The sequence below is a fragment of the Sphaerisporangium sp. NPDC051017 genome, from assembly GCF_040683095.1.
Taxonomy (GTDB): domain Bacteria; phylum Actinomycetota; class Actinomycetes; order Streptosporangiales; family Streptosporangiaceae; genus Sphaerisporangium.
The window spans coordinates 20,743-36,884 of the sequence record NZ_JBFBCI010000015.1 but is presented as its reverse complement, the minus strand read 5'-3'; the positions used below and the strand labels follow the sequence as shown (position 1 = coordinate 36,884).

The following is a 16,142-nucleotide window of genomic DNA, read 5'->3' as shown; positions in this document are numbered from 1 at the left end:
CACATGGCTCACGCGCTCGGCATCGAATGCAGCCGCCAGGACGGCAGGAGCTCGTCGATGAGCGCCTCCGTCTCCGGAGCCATCCCGCCGCCGTAGGGATGCGAGGCGGCCCTGCGGTGCAGCCCGTCCACGACCGCGCGCAGCTTGAGCGGGTCCCCGGTGGCGTGCGCGGACCTCAGCAGGTCGCGCCACAGCCCTTCGTCGTCGGCCGCGAGCAGCAGCCCTGCGCGGACGGCGGCCACGGCGGCGTCGGGGTCGCCGTGCGCCAGCCGCACCTCGCACAGCCGGTGCGCGGCGTCCGCCACGCTCGCGGCCACCTCGTACTCCAGCTCGTCGGCCGCCAGCCACGCGTACCGTCCCCGCGGCCTGCTGTTGAGCAACGGCCCGCGGACCAGGCCCAGCGCCCGTTCCAGCAGCACGGCCCGTGCGCCCGGGTCGTTGTGGGAGCGGCGGACCAGCTCGCGGAAGAGCTGCCAGTCGGACCGCACCTCGGGCCCGAGCCGGAGCCGTCCGGTGTCGTCGGTCCTGAGGTTGGGTCTGCCCTCGCTGTCGGTGCCCAGCCAGTCGGCGACGCGGGCGATCGTGGCGTCGCGGACGACGGACTGCACGCCGCGCGGCCACAGGATTCCGCCGAGGACGACCGGGTGGACGCCGGCCGGGTGCGTGGCCAGGTACACCACCAACTCGGACGCCAGCTCGGCCCTGCCCTCCTCCAGCGGCGGCAGCGGGCCGATCTCGACGGGCCCGAGGATGCGCACGTTGATCGAGGGGGAGGTCGTGAACTCCTGCGGCACCTCCTCCTCGCGCACCGGCTCGCCCTCGCGGCGCTCGGCCGTGCGGAACAGCTCGATCACCGCGTCGTAGTGCCGCCGGGGCAGCAACTGGGCGGCGACCGTGACGCCGAGCGCGTCGACCTTCGCCTTGCCGTCGTCGGTGATCTCCCACGTCCACGTGGGGTGCGGGACGTCGCCCGCGACGACGTACCCGGCGGCCATGCGCGTGCCCACGCGGCCGAGGCGGGCCAGGCGGCCGGCCTCGTCGGGGTCGGGCGCGATCACGGACAGCAGGAAATGGGGCGGCCACGAGGGGTCGGCGGCCCGCGCGTGGACCCGGCCGGTCAGCACGCCGTCGCCCGACGCGGCGACCTCCTCGGCCTGGGCCTCCAACTCGGGCAGCGCCTCGGCGAGGGTGCCCACGACGCGCACCCGCTCCGGGGCGATCATGGACAGGTCGCGGCCGAAGCCGACGAGCGTGACGCGCATCCGGTCCGACCAGCGGTTGGTGACCAGCTCGACGGCCAGCGCGGCCAGCGCGTCGCGGACGCGGTGCCCGGTGACGGCGATGACGCCGTGCGCGGCCTCCAGGTCGACCAGCACGCGGCCCGAGTCGGTCACCCCCAGCGACACCAGGCCCGGGTACGGGGCGGGGGCGTCGGCCAGGGCGTGCTCGTCGATGCCGCGCCCCTCGTGGGCGAGCAGCCGCCAGGTACGGCCGCCGTCGTGCGCCTCCCAGGGCTCGGGCGCGTCCGGCTCCGGCGGGTGGACCCACAGGTCGAGGCCCCGGGCGGACAGGTGGACGGCGTAGACGGTCGGCGGGACGCGGCCTTGCTCGGCCAGCAGCTTGCCGAGCAGGCGCAGGCCGTTGTCCAGCATGCGGCTGCCGGGCGCGTCCGAGCCCAGGCGCAGCGCGACCTCGGCCCCGGCGGCGTCCCCGCGCGGACGGGCGATGCGGCGGCCGAACGCGCGGTTCCAGAGCTGCTCGCGGCGGCGGCGCCCGAGCGCGGCGAGCAGGCCGGCCGCCGCCAGCGACCCCCCGGCCAGGTAGTCGATGAGGTCCAGACCGCCGCCGGTGTCCTGGGTCTCGGGCTTCTGAGGCCGCTCGATCTGCTCGGGCTTGGCGGTGGCGTTCTTGATGGACGGGACCGCCGTCGCGCCCGTCCCCTTCTGCGGGGGCAGGTGGTAGACGTGGCCCGGCAGCGGGGAGGGCGGGGTGGAGATCTTCTTCGTTTCCTGCCCGGCGTCCCGGCCGGCCTCGGCCGTCCCCTCCTCGGCGCCGGACTGCCGGTCCACCGTGCCCAGGCGGTCGCGTGAGACGTCCGTGCCGCCCGCCTGACGGCTCCCGGCGTCCTGGACGACGAACTGCGTGCGGCCGTCGGCCTCGACCGGCTCGCCGGCGTGGCGTTTGAGCGTGGCCTCGCGGGTCTCGTCCACCGGCACGACGTGGACGCCCCGCGCGTCGTCCGGCATGTCGAGCACCCAGCCGGGCCTGATCAGGTCGGCCATCTGCAGGCGGGTGCCGTCCGGCTGGGTCTTGTGCTGGTTGAGCCGGTAGATCTCCGGATAGCGGCGCCCGTCGCCGAGGCATTTGTCGGCGATCTCCCACAGGCTCTCGTGGTGACGCCCGTGCGGCGGCTGGACGACGTACACCTTCTTGACCTGGCGCACCGCTTCCAGGGAGTCGAGGGTGGTGGCCGTCGATGCGTCCGTGCTCGCCGGGCTGTGCAGGGCGGACGCGACCACCGTCGGCCTCGCCGGAGGGGGCGCGGACGAGAAGGCGGTGAGCGGGACGGCGGCGGCGGACACCGTGAAGAGCATGAGCGCGGCCGAGACCAGCCGGTTGGCCAGCGCCTGCGGCCCGCCGGAGAAGGGGACGCGGGCGGGCATGCCGATCCTGCGGATCCCGGCGTACACCTCGACGATCACGCAGATCACGAGCTGGAACCAGGTCAGCCAGACGAGCAGGATCAAGATGGCGATGGCCGTGCCGGTGCCGATCTGGCGGGTGAGCAGGTCGCCGCTCAGCAGCTCGGGGGGCAGCGGTGGGCCGGCGTAGCGCAGGAGGGCGTAGGGGACGCCGCCCATGAGCGCGGCCAGGACGATGAGCGCCCCGATGCCGACGATCACGTCGCCGGGCGTGCGGCGCGGCCGGATGCGCGCGACCGGCGCCGGAGTGATCCCCCTGGACGGCGTACGCGACGGGGGCGTGCGTGACGCGCTCATCCCTCTTCCTCCCTCGTCCCCCGGTCCTTCGAGCCTCTTACGCGGCGTCCGCCCGTGACGGACGGCGCGGTCACGGCGGCTGGTCGCCGGGGTCGGGGCCCGCGATGGCGACGCCGGACATCTCCGACCCGGGGAAGCCGAACGCCGACAGGAAGATCGCGTTCCAGCGGACGCTCACCGCGACGTCGACCTGCGCCTGCCCCGCGCCCGTCTGGCAGCGTGTGAGCCGGACGCCGGAATCGCCGTGGGCGGCCACGATCTGGCGGGCCTTGCCGCACACCGCGCCCTCGTCCCCGAGCAGGCGGACGGTGCCGGTCGCGCGCAGGTTCTCGACGTCGATCTGGTCGGCCGCCGCCCGTGCCGCCTGCTCGGCGATGTCGGACGCGCGCAGCCGCGCGTTGATCGCGGCCCCGCCGTCCACCAGCAGCCCGGCCAGCATGAAGACCACCACCGAGAACAGCACGGTGAACACCGACATCGAGCCGCCGTCGGCGGAGGCCGATATCGAGCGACAGTCGGCGGAGGCCGGCACCGAGCCACAGCCGGCGGACACCGGCACCGAGCCGTGGTCGCCCCGGAGGGGTCTCATCCGACCCTCCGGAACAGCTCCAGCGGCACGACGGACGTGCCCTTCACCTGCTTGATCGCGCCGAACCCGAGGAAGTCCAGGCGCAGCTCGCAGATCACCGTCGCGCGGACGGTGCCGCCCTCGTTCCAGTCGCTGCCCCCCAGGCTCACGTCCGGACGGCACTGGCCGCCGAGCGCCGCCTTCGCCGCCTCGGCCGCCGCCCCCGACGCCGCGCTCATCGTGCGCTGCACCGAGGCGGCGCGCGCGGCGTCCCTGGCGGCGCCGTTGACCTCGCCCTGCGCCTCCACGACGCGGCCCGCGCCGACGAGGAACATCAGGAAGAGCAGGAAGACGGGGGCGAGCATGACGGCCTCGACCGCCATCGAGCCCCGGTCGTCCGGACCCGTCGGGCGATACCGGCGGACCCATGAGACCCGAGCGACGTGTGAGACACAGGCGACCGGTGAGGCGCGATCCCGGCGGACGCGTACGGTCACGGCTTTCCGCCGGTACCGCCGCCCCCGCCGAAGTTGCTCTGGATCTCGTTCTGCTTCTGGGTGACCAGAGTCTTGATCAACGTGGCGAGCCCGAGGGCCACGCCCGCGATGATCGCCGTGATGATCACCCACTCGACGGCGGAGGCTCCGCGCGAGGGGGCGTTCCTGGCCCGGTCGACCCGCACGTGCAGCACGGCGACCAGGTATTCGAGCCACGGTGGAGTGAGCATCTATGCCCCCAACATCTTCATCGCTGCCGGAAAACTGAGAAACACCACGAATCCCGCGCAGAGCAGGAGCTGGGCGACCAGCATGGACTGGGACCGCTCGCCGGCCTGCCCCTCGACCTCGGCGAGTTCGCGCCGCCGCATGGTCGCCGCGCGGGCGGTGAGCGAGGTCCGGACCTTGGCGCCGTCGTCGGCCACCAGCCCGAGCGCAGCCGACAGGTCGCGCAGCTCGTCGACGTTGATCTCGTCGCCGAGCTGGCCGAGCGCCTGCCAGGGGGTGATGCCGACGATCCTGGCGTTGCCGAGCGCCTCGCGGATGCGGGCCATCGCCCAGTTGGACGTGCCGCCGCCGTCGCCGACCGAGACCGCCATCAGCAGCGCCTCGGGTACGCCCCTGCCTCCGGCGAGGTTCATCGACACCAGGTCGAGGAAGGCGCCGACGGCGTGCCGGAAGTCGCGCCTGCGCACGGCGGCGTCCCGGCGTATCTGCAGGTCGGGCAGGAAGAAGAACACCACGGCGACCACCAGGGCGGCCCACAGCGGCACCTGGAGCGAGATCGACCAGCCGATCAGCGCCAGCCAGCCCACCAGGACCGGGAAGGACAGCAGCCCGGCGACCGCGAGCAGCACCTTGGTGGCGAGGTACCCCTCGAAGGAGCGGCCGAGCAGCGTCAGGTCGGCGCGGACGGAGCGGACCTCCCAGCCGCGGGCGGCGTAGAACTGCGCGAGCCGCACGCCGAGGCCGCGCCGGAACGCGCTGACGTTCTCGTCCGGGCTGATGAGCTGGAGCCGGAACGCGTCGTCGCCCTCGCGCACCGAGTCCAGCGCGAGCAGGCGGGCCACCAGGCCGGGGCGGGGCGGGAACAGGGCCCGGAACAGCAGGAACAGGCCGAGGCCCACCGCCGCGCCCGCCAGGATGTTCTCAACCACGGGCACCTCCCGGCACCGGCTCGCGTTCCACGGGGGCGCTCGTGGCCGGGCCGAGCAGCCGGGCCGGCTTGTCGAAGCGGGCGAGCCGCCGCATCCAGGCGAACCCCGCGCCGAACAGCGCGGCCACGACGACCAGCACGGCCTGCCCGAGCAGCGTGTTGTACTCCTCGACGTAGGAGCGGTTGAAGACCACGAGCAGCCCGGCGAAGGCGATCGCCGTGCCGACCACGATCTGGACGCTGCGGCGCGTCGACCTGCGCTCGGCCTCGACGCGGCGGCGCATGTCCAGCTCCTCGCGGGCCGAGACGGCGAGCGCGCCGAGCACCTCACGAAGGCCGGGGCCGCGCAGCTTGGCGTTGAGGATCAGCGCGGCGATCACCAGGTCGGCGGACGGGTCGTCCAGCTCGTCGGCGAACAGGCGCAGCGCGTCGGCCAGGGGCATGCGGGTGTGCAGGCGGTCGACCATCGAGCGCAGGTGGGGACGCAGGGTCGGCGCCGCCGCCCTGATCGAGGACGGGATCGCCTGTTCCAGGCCCGCGGCCCCGGCGATGGTGTCCCTGAGCGATTCGGTCCAGGCCGCGAGCCCTTCGAGGCGGCTCATGGCCGAGCGTTCCTCGGCCGCGCCGCCGGTGAGGCCCCGCCAGGCGAGGACGAGCAGCACCGCGCCCGCCGCCATGACCGGCCACCGGGTGACGACGAGCACCAGGCCGCCGGTGATGGTGGCGACCGCCGAGCGGGTGGAGAGCCTGCGCACGAGCTCGCGGCGGCGCGCGCCGCGGTCGGGGGTGGCGGGCCGGGGACGGACGCCGTACAGGGCGAGGCCGAGCAGGAACAGGCCCCCGCCGACGGCGGCCCCGGCCAGCAGCGCCAGCCAGTCGAACAGCCCTACGGGCAGCGGGATCACGACCAGCCCCCCATGGTCGGGTCGTAGCCGTGGTCGATGAGGTCGTTCAGGCAGGCGATCGGCGCGAGCGGCACGGCGTGGCCGTCCGGGCCTGGGGCGAAGACCTCCGAGGAGAGCACCCGCCCGTCGACGCCCGCGACCTCGCGGACGCTGGCGACGTACCGGCGCAGGCGGCCGCCCTGGTGGTAGTCGTTGCGCTTCTCGATGAACACGACGAAGTCGATGGCGCCCGCGATCAGCATGTGGGTGGCCTCGATGGGCAGCCGCTCCTCGGCCTGCAGGGCGTAGGTCGCGATGCGGTTGAACACCTCCATCGAGGAGTTCGCGTGGATGGTCGACAGCGAGCCGTCGTTGCCCTGGGTCATCGCGTTCAGCATCGTGACGATCTCGTCGCCGAGGACCTCGCCGACGATCACGCGGCTGGGGTTCATGCGCAGCGAGCGGCGGACGAGCTCGGCCATGGTGATCTCGCCCTGGCCCTCGGAGTTGGGCAGGCGGTGCTCGAAGGCGACCACGTTGGGGTGGAGCTCGGGGAACTGGTCCAGGCCCAGTTCCAGGGCGCGCTCGACGGTGATCAGCCGCTCGTGCGGCGGGATCTCGTTGGCGAGGGCCCGCAGCAGCGTGGTCTTCCCGGCGTTGGTGGAGCCGGCGATCATGATGTTCTTCCTGGCGGCCACGGCGGCCGACAGGAAGCGGCCGAGCTCGGGGGTGAGCGTGCCGTTGCCGACCAGGTCGCTGAGGAAGACCTTGCCGAGGCGCGCCCGGCGGATGGACACGGCGGGGCGCACCGTGACGTCCATGACCGCCGAGAGGCGTGAGCCGTCGGGCAGGCGCAGGTCGAGCTGCGGGTTGGCGGTGTCGAAGGCCCGGCTGGACAGGCCGCTGTAGGCGGCGAGGATCTGGATGAGCTCGATCAGCTCCTCGTCGGAGTCGGCCACCGGGTCGTGCATGAGCTCCTGGCCGTCGGCGTACCCGACGAACACGCGGTCACAGCCGTTGACGTCGATGTTCTCGACCTCGGGGTCGTCCAGCAGAGGCTGGAGCCTGCCGACGCCGAACAGCGCGGCGTGGATGCCCGCCGCGAGGGCCTCTTCCTCCTCGGCGGTGGGCGGGGTGCGGCCCGAGCCGATCTCGTTGCGGGCGTGCTCCTCCAGCACCTGGGAGATCAGCGCCCGCGCGAACTGGCGCTCGTCCTCGCCCGACATGGGCGCGAGGCCGCTCGCCTGGTCCACGCGGCGCTGGTGCGCGAGCCGGTCGCCGACCTCCTGCCGGAACCGCTTCACCAGCGTGTGGTCGATGCTCACCCGCTCGCCTCCTCCCCCGTCGATGCGGTCGCGGTCATCTCGACAGCCCTCCCGTCCGCGGGCGCGGCACGTCGCCGGACGGAGGCGGCGTGCGGCCGGGGGCCGGCGTACGGCCGGGGGCGACGCGGGCGGCCAGGCGTCCGGCCAGCTCGCGGGCCGTGCGGATCAGCAGGGAGCGGTCCAGGCGGCCGCCCCACTGGCCGCGCAGCAGCTCGGCGCCCTTGGGGTCGTACGCGAGGCCTCCCACGAACGCGACCTCCTTGCTGGTCGCGGCGACGATGCGCCGCACCTCGTCGATCGACGCGCGGTAGGACCGGGGCTCGGCGATCACGACCACGCCGACCTGCCCGGTGATCAGCATGAGCCGCTCGCGCAGGTGTGCCACGTGGTCGAGGCTCGGCCTGGTGAACAGCAGCGTCAGCTCGGCCTCGGCCATCAGCTCGTTCATCTGCGGGTGGGCGCCGAGCCTGCCGAGGTCGGCGAGGACGTCGGCCTGCGGCAGCGCGGCGAGCGCCCGGCCGAGCGGCCCCCACAGCCAGGTCAGCCCGGCGGCCTGCTCGCCGTTGGTGAGCCCGGTGAGGACGTCGAGGCCGCCGACGAGCTTCTGGGTGTGCTCGTGGATCTGCTCGGGGCGAAGGCCGCGCCGGGCCGTCGCGCCCAGGCTCAGCAGGCCCCGGGACGGGTTGAGGACGGCGCCGTCCATGCCGGGCAGGCGGTAGACGAGGTCACCTCCGGAGGGGTCGCACTCGGCGAGGAGCACCGGCCGGGGCCAGACCGCGCCGAGGGCGGTGGCGGCGGTCGTCACGCCGGGGGCTCCCTTGTCGGCGGCGAGGGCGATGAGCGCCACCTCAGCCCGTGCCCGCGAGCTTGCCCAGGGCGATCTCGCCGCTGGAGGCGTACATGGCGACGGTGGGCGAGACCGAGGAGTCGACGATGATCGACACCAGGCCCGTGCTGCTGGTCTCGCTGGAGCCCACGCTCTCGACGAGCGCGCTCGGGGCGAGCACCTTGCCCTGCGTGGTGCCCCTGCCCGAGCCGGGGACGTACAGCACCTGGACGTGGTCGCCGCGCTGGAGGCCGATCGGCATCTGGCCGGGCTTGAGCGCGAGGCCGAGGGTGACCTTGCCGGGGCCGCTCTGCTCGCTGTCCCTGCTGACCATCGCCTCGGTGAGCAGGGTGCCCGGCAGCAGGGTGACGCGGGCGAAGGTGGCGGCGACCTCGTCGCGGTGGCGGTAGTCGACGTAGGCGATGCCGGTGTCGGCGATCTGGACCTCTTCCATCGCCGCGGGGATGATCGGCTGGCCCGGGCCGATCTGCTGGGTGATGCGGATGGCCGTGACGCGGTCGCCGCTGCGCACGACGAGCAGGGTGGTGGCGAGGGCGCCGCCGAGGACGAGCAGCAGGGCGAGGGCCGCGAGGGCGGGCTTGCGCTCGCGGGGCGGCACGGGGAGCTTGCGGGACGCGGGGCCCGACAGCGCGCCCGGCGACCCCGGGCGCTCCGCGTTGACGTGCGCACGGCTGTCGCGGTCGGGTTTCTCGCTGATCCTCATGGGTGGGGGGCTCCCGAATCAGGGACCGGGCCGACGCCCGCACCATGCGCTGATATCGATCAACTCTGGGCCGATCGAGACGAACCGCATGACCACGGGGCGGAACGGCATGGTCACGGATATGTTATGACGGGGATCTTCGGTTATGGCCCGAAATTCTCGTACCATCGCGTGCAGCTTGCACCAAGCTCAGGGTTAGAAACCGGACCCATGCTCATCCACTATGGATTGGCGTGTCAATGGGAGGGTCAATGGTCTCAGCGCTCCCGTGACACCGATCGCGTCGAAATTTGCGCCTATATTCCCCTTTGTATCGGCCGTAACGCTCGCAGCAGGCGACACTATCGCGCCTGGTGCCTGTTCCCCGCGAACCCGCATCCTAACCGTTCTCGGGACGGGACCTCTTCCTACGGTTCCCGGGGTTCCGCGGGGACGGGCGCCGTTTCCTCGCCGATCCACCGGAGGTACGCGCCGAGCCCGCCCTCGATGGGAAGCGCGATGATCTCCGGGGTCTCGTACGGATGCCCCCGCCGAATGTGCTCAGTGAGTTCGCCGGAGCGCTCGCGCGTCGTCTTGACGAGCAACAGGAACTCCTCAGCCGCCTCGATCTCGCCTTTCCAGCGGTAGACGCTGGTCATCGGGCCGACGATCTGGGCGCAGGCGGCGAGCCTGGCCTCGACCGCCGACCGCGCGAGCGCGGCCGCCGTGGCGCGGTCGTCCACCGCGACCTGGACCTGCACGTATTCCGGCATGAGCGCCCCTTCGCGTTAACCGGCCGGACACTTTGCCGGCCGGATGTGCACAGCGTTGTCCACATCTTCGTCCACAGCCCCGCAGGCTAGTTATGTGACTAGTCCTGCCTGAAATATAGATAGATATCCGGTTTATCCCGCCCAGCTCTCCGCCGCACACAGAGTTATCCACAGGCGAGCGACGATTTCCACATGGCTGTGGACGAGGGGCGGCATCCGACCTCCAGGTGAACGGGACCTGCGTTCCCGGCGCTCTCCACGTTCGCGCCGATGAGGGCGCCCCGGAGCCGGCACGCCCCCACAACGCCGGGTAACCACCCAGGCTAGCGGTCTTTTCGTATCGGTCTTTGAGTACGAGACCAGTCGAAACCAGACGGATGTGCTGAAACCCGTTATGGCGGGAACGATAGCTACGTCCCCCCTCGACAGGTGCATATGTCCGTCTCGGCACGCAGGTGCGGAGCACGTGAGAAGGAGGGGGTCATGAACAGAATCCTGACGTCCGGCGTCGGGCTGGCCACAACCGTCCTGCTGGTGGGCGCATGCGGCAATTCCGCCACGCCCACGACCCATTACAGCAACGCGGCGGCGAACGCCACGGAGTCCCCGTCCCCGACCGGCACGGAGACCGGCTACCCCGGCTACCCGGGAGCCTCTCCCACGGCCTCGCCGACGGGCACCTCCTCGCCCGGGGCGTCGCCCACCGGCACCGAGTCGATGAGCCCCATGCCCACGCCCGAGCACGCCAAGGTCAAGGTCGCCGACTCCAAGTACGGCAAGGTCCTGGTGGGCGAGCACGGCAGGGCGCTCTACGTGTTCGAAAAGGACACCGGCGGCACGCCCAGCTGCACCGGCGCCTGCGCCACCGCCTGGCCGCCGATGGTCACCCGTGAGAAGCCGCGGGCGGGCGACGGGGTCAAGGAGAGCCTGCTCGGCACCACCACGCTCCCGCAGGGCGACAAGCAGGTCACCTACGACAAGCACCCGCTGTACTACTACAGCGGCGACAAGGCGGCCGGAGACTTCAACGGCCAGGGCAAGACCGATTTCGGGGGCAAGTGGTACCTCATCCACCCAGATGGCAAGAAAGTGGAGAAGTAGGAGAACGGGCACCCGCGGGTCTGGTTGGCGTAAACCTCCGGACCGGGCGGACTCCCGTCGCTACGTTGAAGCGCGGGAGCCGGTACCCGGAGGAGACGCCGCATGCGGATCATGCTTACCGTGGTCTCAGATCACGGCCATCGCGACGTGGTGGCCGAGGGCGACGAGGAGACCACGGTCGCGGGGCTCGCCGCCGCGCTGAAGGGCGCGCCGGCCGAGACCCTCGGCAACGTCGTACGCCTGCCGCGCGCACGCGCGCCGTACGGCATGGGAGGGCAGGCGCCGCGCCCGCGCGCCTCCAAGGAGGCGCCGTCGCTGTGGGTGGACGGCAGGCGGCTCGACCCCGACGCGGCGGTGGTCGCCGCGCTGCGCGACGGCGACCTGGTCACGCTCGACCAGCGCGCCGCCGGGTCGACGCTGCTGACCGAGCCGGGCGGCGTGATCGAGATCAGGGTCGCTGGAGGGCCCGCCGCCGGGTCGGTGCACCGACTGGGCCTCGGCGTGCACGTCATCGGCTCCGATCCGGGCTGCGCGGTGCCGGTGGCCGATCCCGACATGCCCGCCGAGGCGGTCGAGGTGCGGGTCACCCCGGACGAGGTGCTGCTGCGCTCCGCCGCGCCCCCGGGCAAGGAGGCGGCCAGGCCCCCGCGGAAGAGACGCGGGCGGGCACGCCGCGACGCCCCCGGCCTGGAGGCGGCCTCCTTCGACGTCATCGGCGGCGACATCATCGGCGCCATGACGCGCGGCGCCACCCACAGCACCGCCCACGTCGGCGGGGAGCCGGTGGGCGTGCCCCGCGCGTGGCCGGACGGCACCCCGCTGACCTGCGGGAACTCCGTGCTCGTGCTGCGGGCCACCGAGCCGCCCGACGCGCACCTGGACGCCCTGCCCGAGGGCGGCCTGGCCTACAACCGCCCGCCGCGCCTGCGCCCGGCCGAGCGGCGCAGGCGGTTCGAGGTGCCCGCGGAGCCCACCCGGGGTGAGGGCGTGCGCCTCCAGCTTCTGGCCGCGTGCCTGCCCGCCGTGCTGGGCTTCGCGCTGGCCGCGGTGTTCCAGATGTGGTTCTACCTGCTGATCGCCCTCATGACCCCGATGATCATGATCGGCCAGTGGATCAGCGACCGGCGGCACGGCCGCAGGAAGTACCGCCAGGAGCTCAAGGCGTACAAGGAACGCCAGGCCGCGTTCGAGGCCGCGGTCGAGAAGGCCAGGGCCGTCAACGAGCTCGAACGCCGCGCAGCCTCCCCCGACCCTGCCGATCTGCTGCTCACCGCCACCGGCCCACGCCGGCGCCTGTGGGAGCGCAGGAGCCACGACCCGGATGCCCTGCGCCTGCGCGTCGGCCTCGCCGACCTGCCCGCCGAGATCGACTTCGTGCCCGAGCGCGGCGCGTCCGCCGACCTGGCGATGCCCGAGCCGCCGACCTCCGGCGCGGTGCCCGTCTCGCTGGCCATGCGGCGGCTCGGCGTCGTGGGCGTGACCGGCCCGCGGGAGGTCGCCCTCGGCGTCGCCCGGTCGCTGGTCGGGGCCGCCGCCACGCTGCACAGCCCCCGCGACCTGTCGGTGGTCGTCCTGTCGGCCAACGCCGACGGCGCGGCGCAGTGGAACTGGGCCCGCTGGCTGCCGCACTGCGCCCCCCGCGAGACCGACGCCCTGGCGCTGGTCGGCGCGGACCCCGAAGCCGCCGCCCAGCGCGTCGCGGAGCTCGCCTCCCTGATCGGCGCGCGCCTCGGCGACGACGACCCGCAGGGCGCCCTCGGCGGCGCGCTCAAGTCCTGGGGACGCTCGTTCCAGGCCGGCGAGGAGCCGCTGTTCGCGTCCTACGACGACCGCCCGTACGACGTGCTGGTGATCCTGGACGGCGCCCAGGTGCTGCGCGGCCTGCCCGGAATGCCGCAGGTGCTCCGGCAGGGCCCGCGCGCGGGCGTCTACACGATCGCCGTGGACGAGGACCAGCGGCTGCTGCCGGAGGAGTGCGCCACCGTCGTCGACTGCGGCGAGAGCGGCTTCGTCCGGCTGCGCGGCGGAGGCCTGGACGCGATCGGGGAGATCCTCGCCGACCAGGTGTCCGCCGCCTGGTGCGACCGCCTCGCGCGCTCCCTGGCCCCGCTGCGGGACGTGAGCAGGGACGACGCGACGGCCGCGCTGCCCGGCTCGGTGCGCCTGCTCGACCTGCTGGCCCTGCCCGCCCCGAGCGGCCGCGCGATCGCGTCCCGCTGGCGCGCGGGCGGTCGTACGACCACGGTGCCGATCGGAGTGGGCGCCGACGGGCCGTTCAGCGTGGACCTGCGGACGGACGGCCCGCACGCGCTGGTCGCGGGCACCACGGGCGCGGGCAAGTCCGAGCTGCTCCAGACGCTCATCTGCTCGCTCGCCGTGGCCAACCGGCCGGACGAGATGACGTTCGTGCTCATCGACTACAAGGGCGGGGCCGCGTTCAAGGAGTGCGTGCGCCTGCCGCACACCGTCGGCATGGTGAGCGACCTGGACGAGCACCTCACCCAGCGCGCGCTGTCCTCCCTGGCCGCCGAGATCCGCCGCAGGGAGCGCCTGCTGCTCGCCCACGGGGCCAAGGACATCGACGACTACCAGGAGCTCACCGGCTCCCGCCCGTCCCTGCCGCGCCTGCTGCTGATCATCGACGAGTTCGCCGCGATGGTGTCCGAACTGCCCGACTTCGTGGACGGGCTCGTCGACATCGCCCGGCGCGGCCGGTCCCTGGGCATCCACCTGGTGCTCGCCACGCAGCGGCCGGCCGGCGTCGTCACCGCCGACATCCAGGCCAACACCTCGCTGCGCATCGCGCTGCGGGTCACCGAGCCCGCCGAGTCGGCCGACGTCATCAGCGGACCCGAGGCCGCGCACATCTCCAAGTCCACGCCCGGCCGCTGTTACGTGCGCTCGGGCGCGGGACCGGCGCAGCCCGTCCAGACGGCCAGGATCGGCGGCCGTACGCCGGAGGCCGCGCGCCGCGCCCAGGGGCCGCGGGTCGTGGAGGTCGGCTGGCGCGACCTCGGGCACCCGCTGCGCGCCGTCCCGGAGTCCACGGGGGGCGTCTCGGTGTCGGGGCCCACGTCCGACCTGGCCGTCCTGGTCGACGCCCTGGTGGACGCGGCAAGGATCGCGGGCGTCCCCGAGCAGCCCAGCCCGTGGCTGCCGCCGCTGCCGGACCTGACGCTGCTGGAGGAGGCGCGGGAGACGCCCACCCGGCCGGCACGGGCCCTGACCAGGGCCGGGGAGGTGCCGCCGCTGCCGTTCGGCGTCACCGACCTGCCGTGGGCGCAGGACCGCCGCCCGCTCGCCCTGGACCTGCCGCGCGACGGCCACCTGCTGATCGCCGGCACCGCGCGCACCGGCAGGTCGACCGCCCTGCGCACGCTGGCGGGCTCGATCGCGCGGCTGGCCTCGCCCGAGGACGTCCACGTGCACGCCATCGACTGCGGCTCCGGCGCGCTGCTGCCGCTCGTGACGCTCCCCCACTGCGGCGCGGTGGTCACCCGCGACCAGCTCGACCGCGTCGAACGGCTGCTCACCCGCCTGCGCGCCGAGATCGGCCGCAGGCAGCAGGTGCTCGCCGAGGCCGGGTTCGCGTCCCTGGCCGAGGCCAGGCAGGCGGCCGGGCCCACCGCCGGGCAGACCGCTGGGCCCACCGCTGGGCCCACCGCTGGGCAGGGCGACGCGCTGCGGATGCCGTGGCTCGTGCTCATGCTGGACCGCTGGGAGGGCTTCGCCGCCGCCTTCGAGGGCTACGACTACGGGCGGCTGCTGGACGCGCTGATGCAACTGCTGCGCGAGGGCCCCGCCGTCGGGCTGCGCGCGGTGGTCACCGCGGACAGGTCCGGGCTGCTCGGCCAGATCTCCACGCTGTTCGACGACCGGCTGATCATGCGGCTGGCCGACCCCGCCGACTACGGGCTGGCGGGCCTGCCGCCGCGCAGCCTGCCGTCCGTCATGCCGCCCGGCCGCGCGCTGTCCATGGGAGACCAAGGGCTCGTGGAGAACCAGATCGCGCTGCTGGACGAAGACCCGGCGGGGCCGGCCCAGGTGGCGGTCCTGCAGGCGCTCGCCCGCGCCTCCGCCGAGCGGCACCCCGCACCGGCGTCCCTGCTGCGCGTGGACGCGCTGCCGATGCGGATCACCGCCGCCCAGGCCCTCGACCTCGCCCCCGGGTTCAAGCCGCCCTCGCCGCTGTGGGCGCTGCTCGGCGCGGGCGGGGACTCGCTGGCCCCGCTCGGCGTCGACCTGAGCGCGCAGGGCCCGGCGGCGGTGGTCGCGGGGCCGTCCAGGTCCGGGCGGTCCTCGGCGCTGCTGACGGCCGCGCGCTGGCTGATCGGCCAGGACACGCCGGTCGCCGTGGTGGCCCCGCGCCGCAGCCCGCTGCGCGAGCTGTCCGGCCAGGACGGCGTGCTCGGCGTCCTGACCGGCGAAGGCGACGACCTGCCCGGCGCGCTGGCCGGGCACGACCGGTACGTCGTACTGGTGGACGACGCCGAGCTCGTCTCCCCCGACTCGCCGCTCGGGATGGCGCTGGAGGCCACGCTGCGCAGCGGGCGCGACGGCGAGCACGGGCTGCTGATCGCGGGCACGACCGGCGACCTGGCGACGGCGTACCGCGGGTTCGTGGCCGAGGCGCGCAAGTCGCGCACCGGGCTGCTGCTGGCCGTGCAGAGCCCGGCGGACGGCGACCTGTTCAACGTGCGGCTGCCGCGCGGCGCGGTCGGCGGCCCTCCGGGGCGCGGCCTGCTGGTCGTCTCGGGCGCCGCCACGCCGATGCAGGGCGCTCTCACGAGCTGAGCCCGGACGGCTACTGGCAGCCGCCGCGGCCGTCGTCGGGGCGGAAGCATTCGACGGGCCCGCCGAACGTCGAGGTGATCGTGAAGGACATGCCCGGGAGCAGGGGGACGGCCGCGACGGCGTTCCCCTCGACCGTCACCCCGCGCTGGTCGCCCTTCTGCCAGGCCTGGACGGTCACCGACTGGAGCATCTTCGGCCCGACGTCGCGCACGATGCCGCGCGCCTTCGCCTCGGCGGCCCCCTGCCAGCCCTCGGACCCGGTCCCGGCGGACCTGGCGATCCGCGCGCCCTCGCGCGCCGCCGCGTCCGCGACCTGCCGGCCGTGGAAGACCAGGGCGAACTGGACGATCAGCAGGATGACCACGAGCACGACCGGCATGATCAGCGCCAGCTCGATCACCGACGCGCCGCGGTCGCGCGCCTGCGCGTCCCGCCCCCGAAATGCGACGGCCCGGCGGGGGAAAGCCACCCGCCGGGCCCGAGCGCGGTCCGTACGGGACGGCCGGTCCGCCGTCC

The 16,142-nt window shown here is 73.9% G+C and carries 13 protein-coding genes; 2 read left to right on the top strand and 11 right to left on the bottom strand.

Going from position 1 to position 16,142, the window contains the following annotated elements; translation table 11 throughout:
* Positions 1-8: 8 nt before the first annotated feature.
* The 10 genes from AB0M95_RS15280 to cutA all read right to left on the bottom strand — a co-directional run bounded on the left by AB0M95_RS15280 (position 9) and on the right by cutA (position 9,731).
* Positions 9-2,999, bottom strand: coding sequence for a bacterial transcriptional activator domain-containing protein (locus AB0M95_RS15280; RefSeq protein ID WP_363764090.1), 2,991 nt, complete (start codon positions 2,997-2,999; stop codon positions 9-11).
* A gap of 70 nt (positions 3,000-3,069) precedes the next feature.
* A complete protein-coding gene (locus AB0M95_RS15275) occupies positions 3,070-3,588 on the bottom strand; it encodes a pilus assembly protein TadG-related protein (RefSeq protein ID WP_363764087.1) in 519 nt (172 codons plus the stop codon).
* Positions 3,585-3,950 (bottom strand): TadE family protein, encoded by a 366-nt coding sequence (locus AB0M95_RS15270; protein WP_363764084.1) that lies wholly within the window; start codon positions 3,948-3,950, stop codon positions 3,585-3,587. The genes AB0M95_RS15275 and AB0M95_RS15270 overlap by 4 nt, the downstream gene beginning before the upstream one ends.
* Positions 3,951-4,060: 110 nt before the next feature.
* Entirely contained in the window at positions 4,061-4,294 is a 234-nt protein-coding gene (locus tag AB0M95_RS15265; protein ID WP_358524805.1) for a hypothetical protein, read from the bottom strand.
* Positions 4,295-5,221: a type II secretion system protein gene (locus AB0M95_RS15260; RefSeq protein ID WP_363764081.1), complete on the bottom strand. Its 927-nt coding sequence runs from the start codon at positions 5,219-5,221 to the stop codon at positions 4,295-4,297.
* Complete coding sequence (locus tag AB0M95_RS15255; protein ID WP_363764078.1) at positions 5,214-6,125, bottom strand: type II secretion system F family protein; 912 nt, start codon at positions 6,123-6,125, stop codon at positions 5,214-5,216. The genes AB0M95_RS15260 and AB0M95_RS15255 overlap by 8 nt, the downstream gene beginning before the upstream one ends.
* Positions 6,122-7,429: an ATPase, T2SS/T4P/T4SS family gene (locus AB0M95_RS15250; RefSeq protein ID WP_363764075.1), complete on the bottom strand. Its 1,308-nt coding sequence runs from the start codon at positions 7,427-7,429 to the stop codon at positions 6,122-6,124. The genes AB0M95_RS15255 and AB0M95_RS15250 overlap by 4 nt, the downstream gene beginning before the upstream one ends.
* A 34-nt stretch (positions 7,430-7,463) precedes the next feature.
* Complete coding sequence (locus AB0M95_RS15245; protein ID WP_363764073.1) at positions 7,464-8,276, bottom strand: hypothetical protein; 813 nt, start codon at positions 8,274-8,276, stop codon at positions 7,464-7,466.
* Between the two features lies 1 nt (position 8,277).
* Entirely contained in the window at positions 8,278-8,979 is a 702-nt protein-coding gene (locus AB0M95_RS15240; RefSeq protein ID WP_363764070.1) for a hypothetical protein, read from the bottom strand.
* A 407-nt stretch (positions 8,980-9,386) separates the two neighbouring features.
* Positions 9,387-9,731: a divalent-cation tolerance protein CutA gene (gene cutA, locus AB0M95_RS15235; RefSeq protein ID WP_363764067.1), complete on the bottom strand. Its 345-nt coding sequence runs from the start codon at positions 9,729-9,731 to the stop codon at positions 9,387-9,389.
* Positions 9,732-10,214: 483 nt separating this feature from the next.
* Here cutA and AB0M95_RS15230 point away from each other — a divergent pair, with 483 nt between their 5' ends.
* Positions 10,215-10,832, top strand: coding sequence for a hypothetical protein (locus AB0M95_RS15230; protein ID WP_363764064.1), 618 nt, complete (start codon positions 10,215-10,217; stop codon positions 10,830-10,832).
* A gap of 102 nt (positions 10,833-10,934) precedes the next feature.
* Positions 10,935-15,626 carry an FtsK/SpoIIIE domain-containing protein gene (locus AB0M95_RS15225; protein ID WP_363764061.1) on the top strand — a complete coding sequence of 1,564 codons (4,692 nt, stop codon included), beginning with the start codon at positions 10,935-10,937 and terminating at the stop codon, positions 15,624-15,626.
* A gap of 10 nt (positions 15,627-15,636) precedes the next feature.
* Here AB0M95_RS15225 and AB0M95_RS15220 read toward each other — a convergent pair whose 3' ends face one another.
* Positions 15,637-16,095, bottom strand: a complete 459-nt coding sequence (locus AB0M95_RS15220) for a TadE family protein (RefSeq protein ID WP_363764059.1) — start codon at positions 16,093-16,095, stop codon at positions 15,637-15,639.
* Positions 16,096-16,142: the final 47 nt, after the last annotated feature.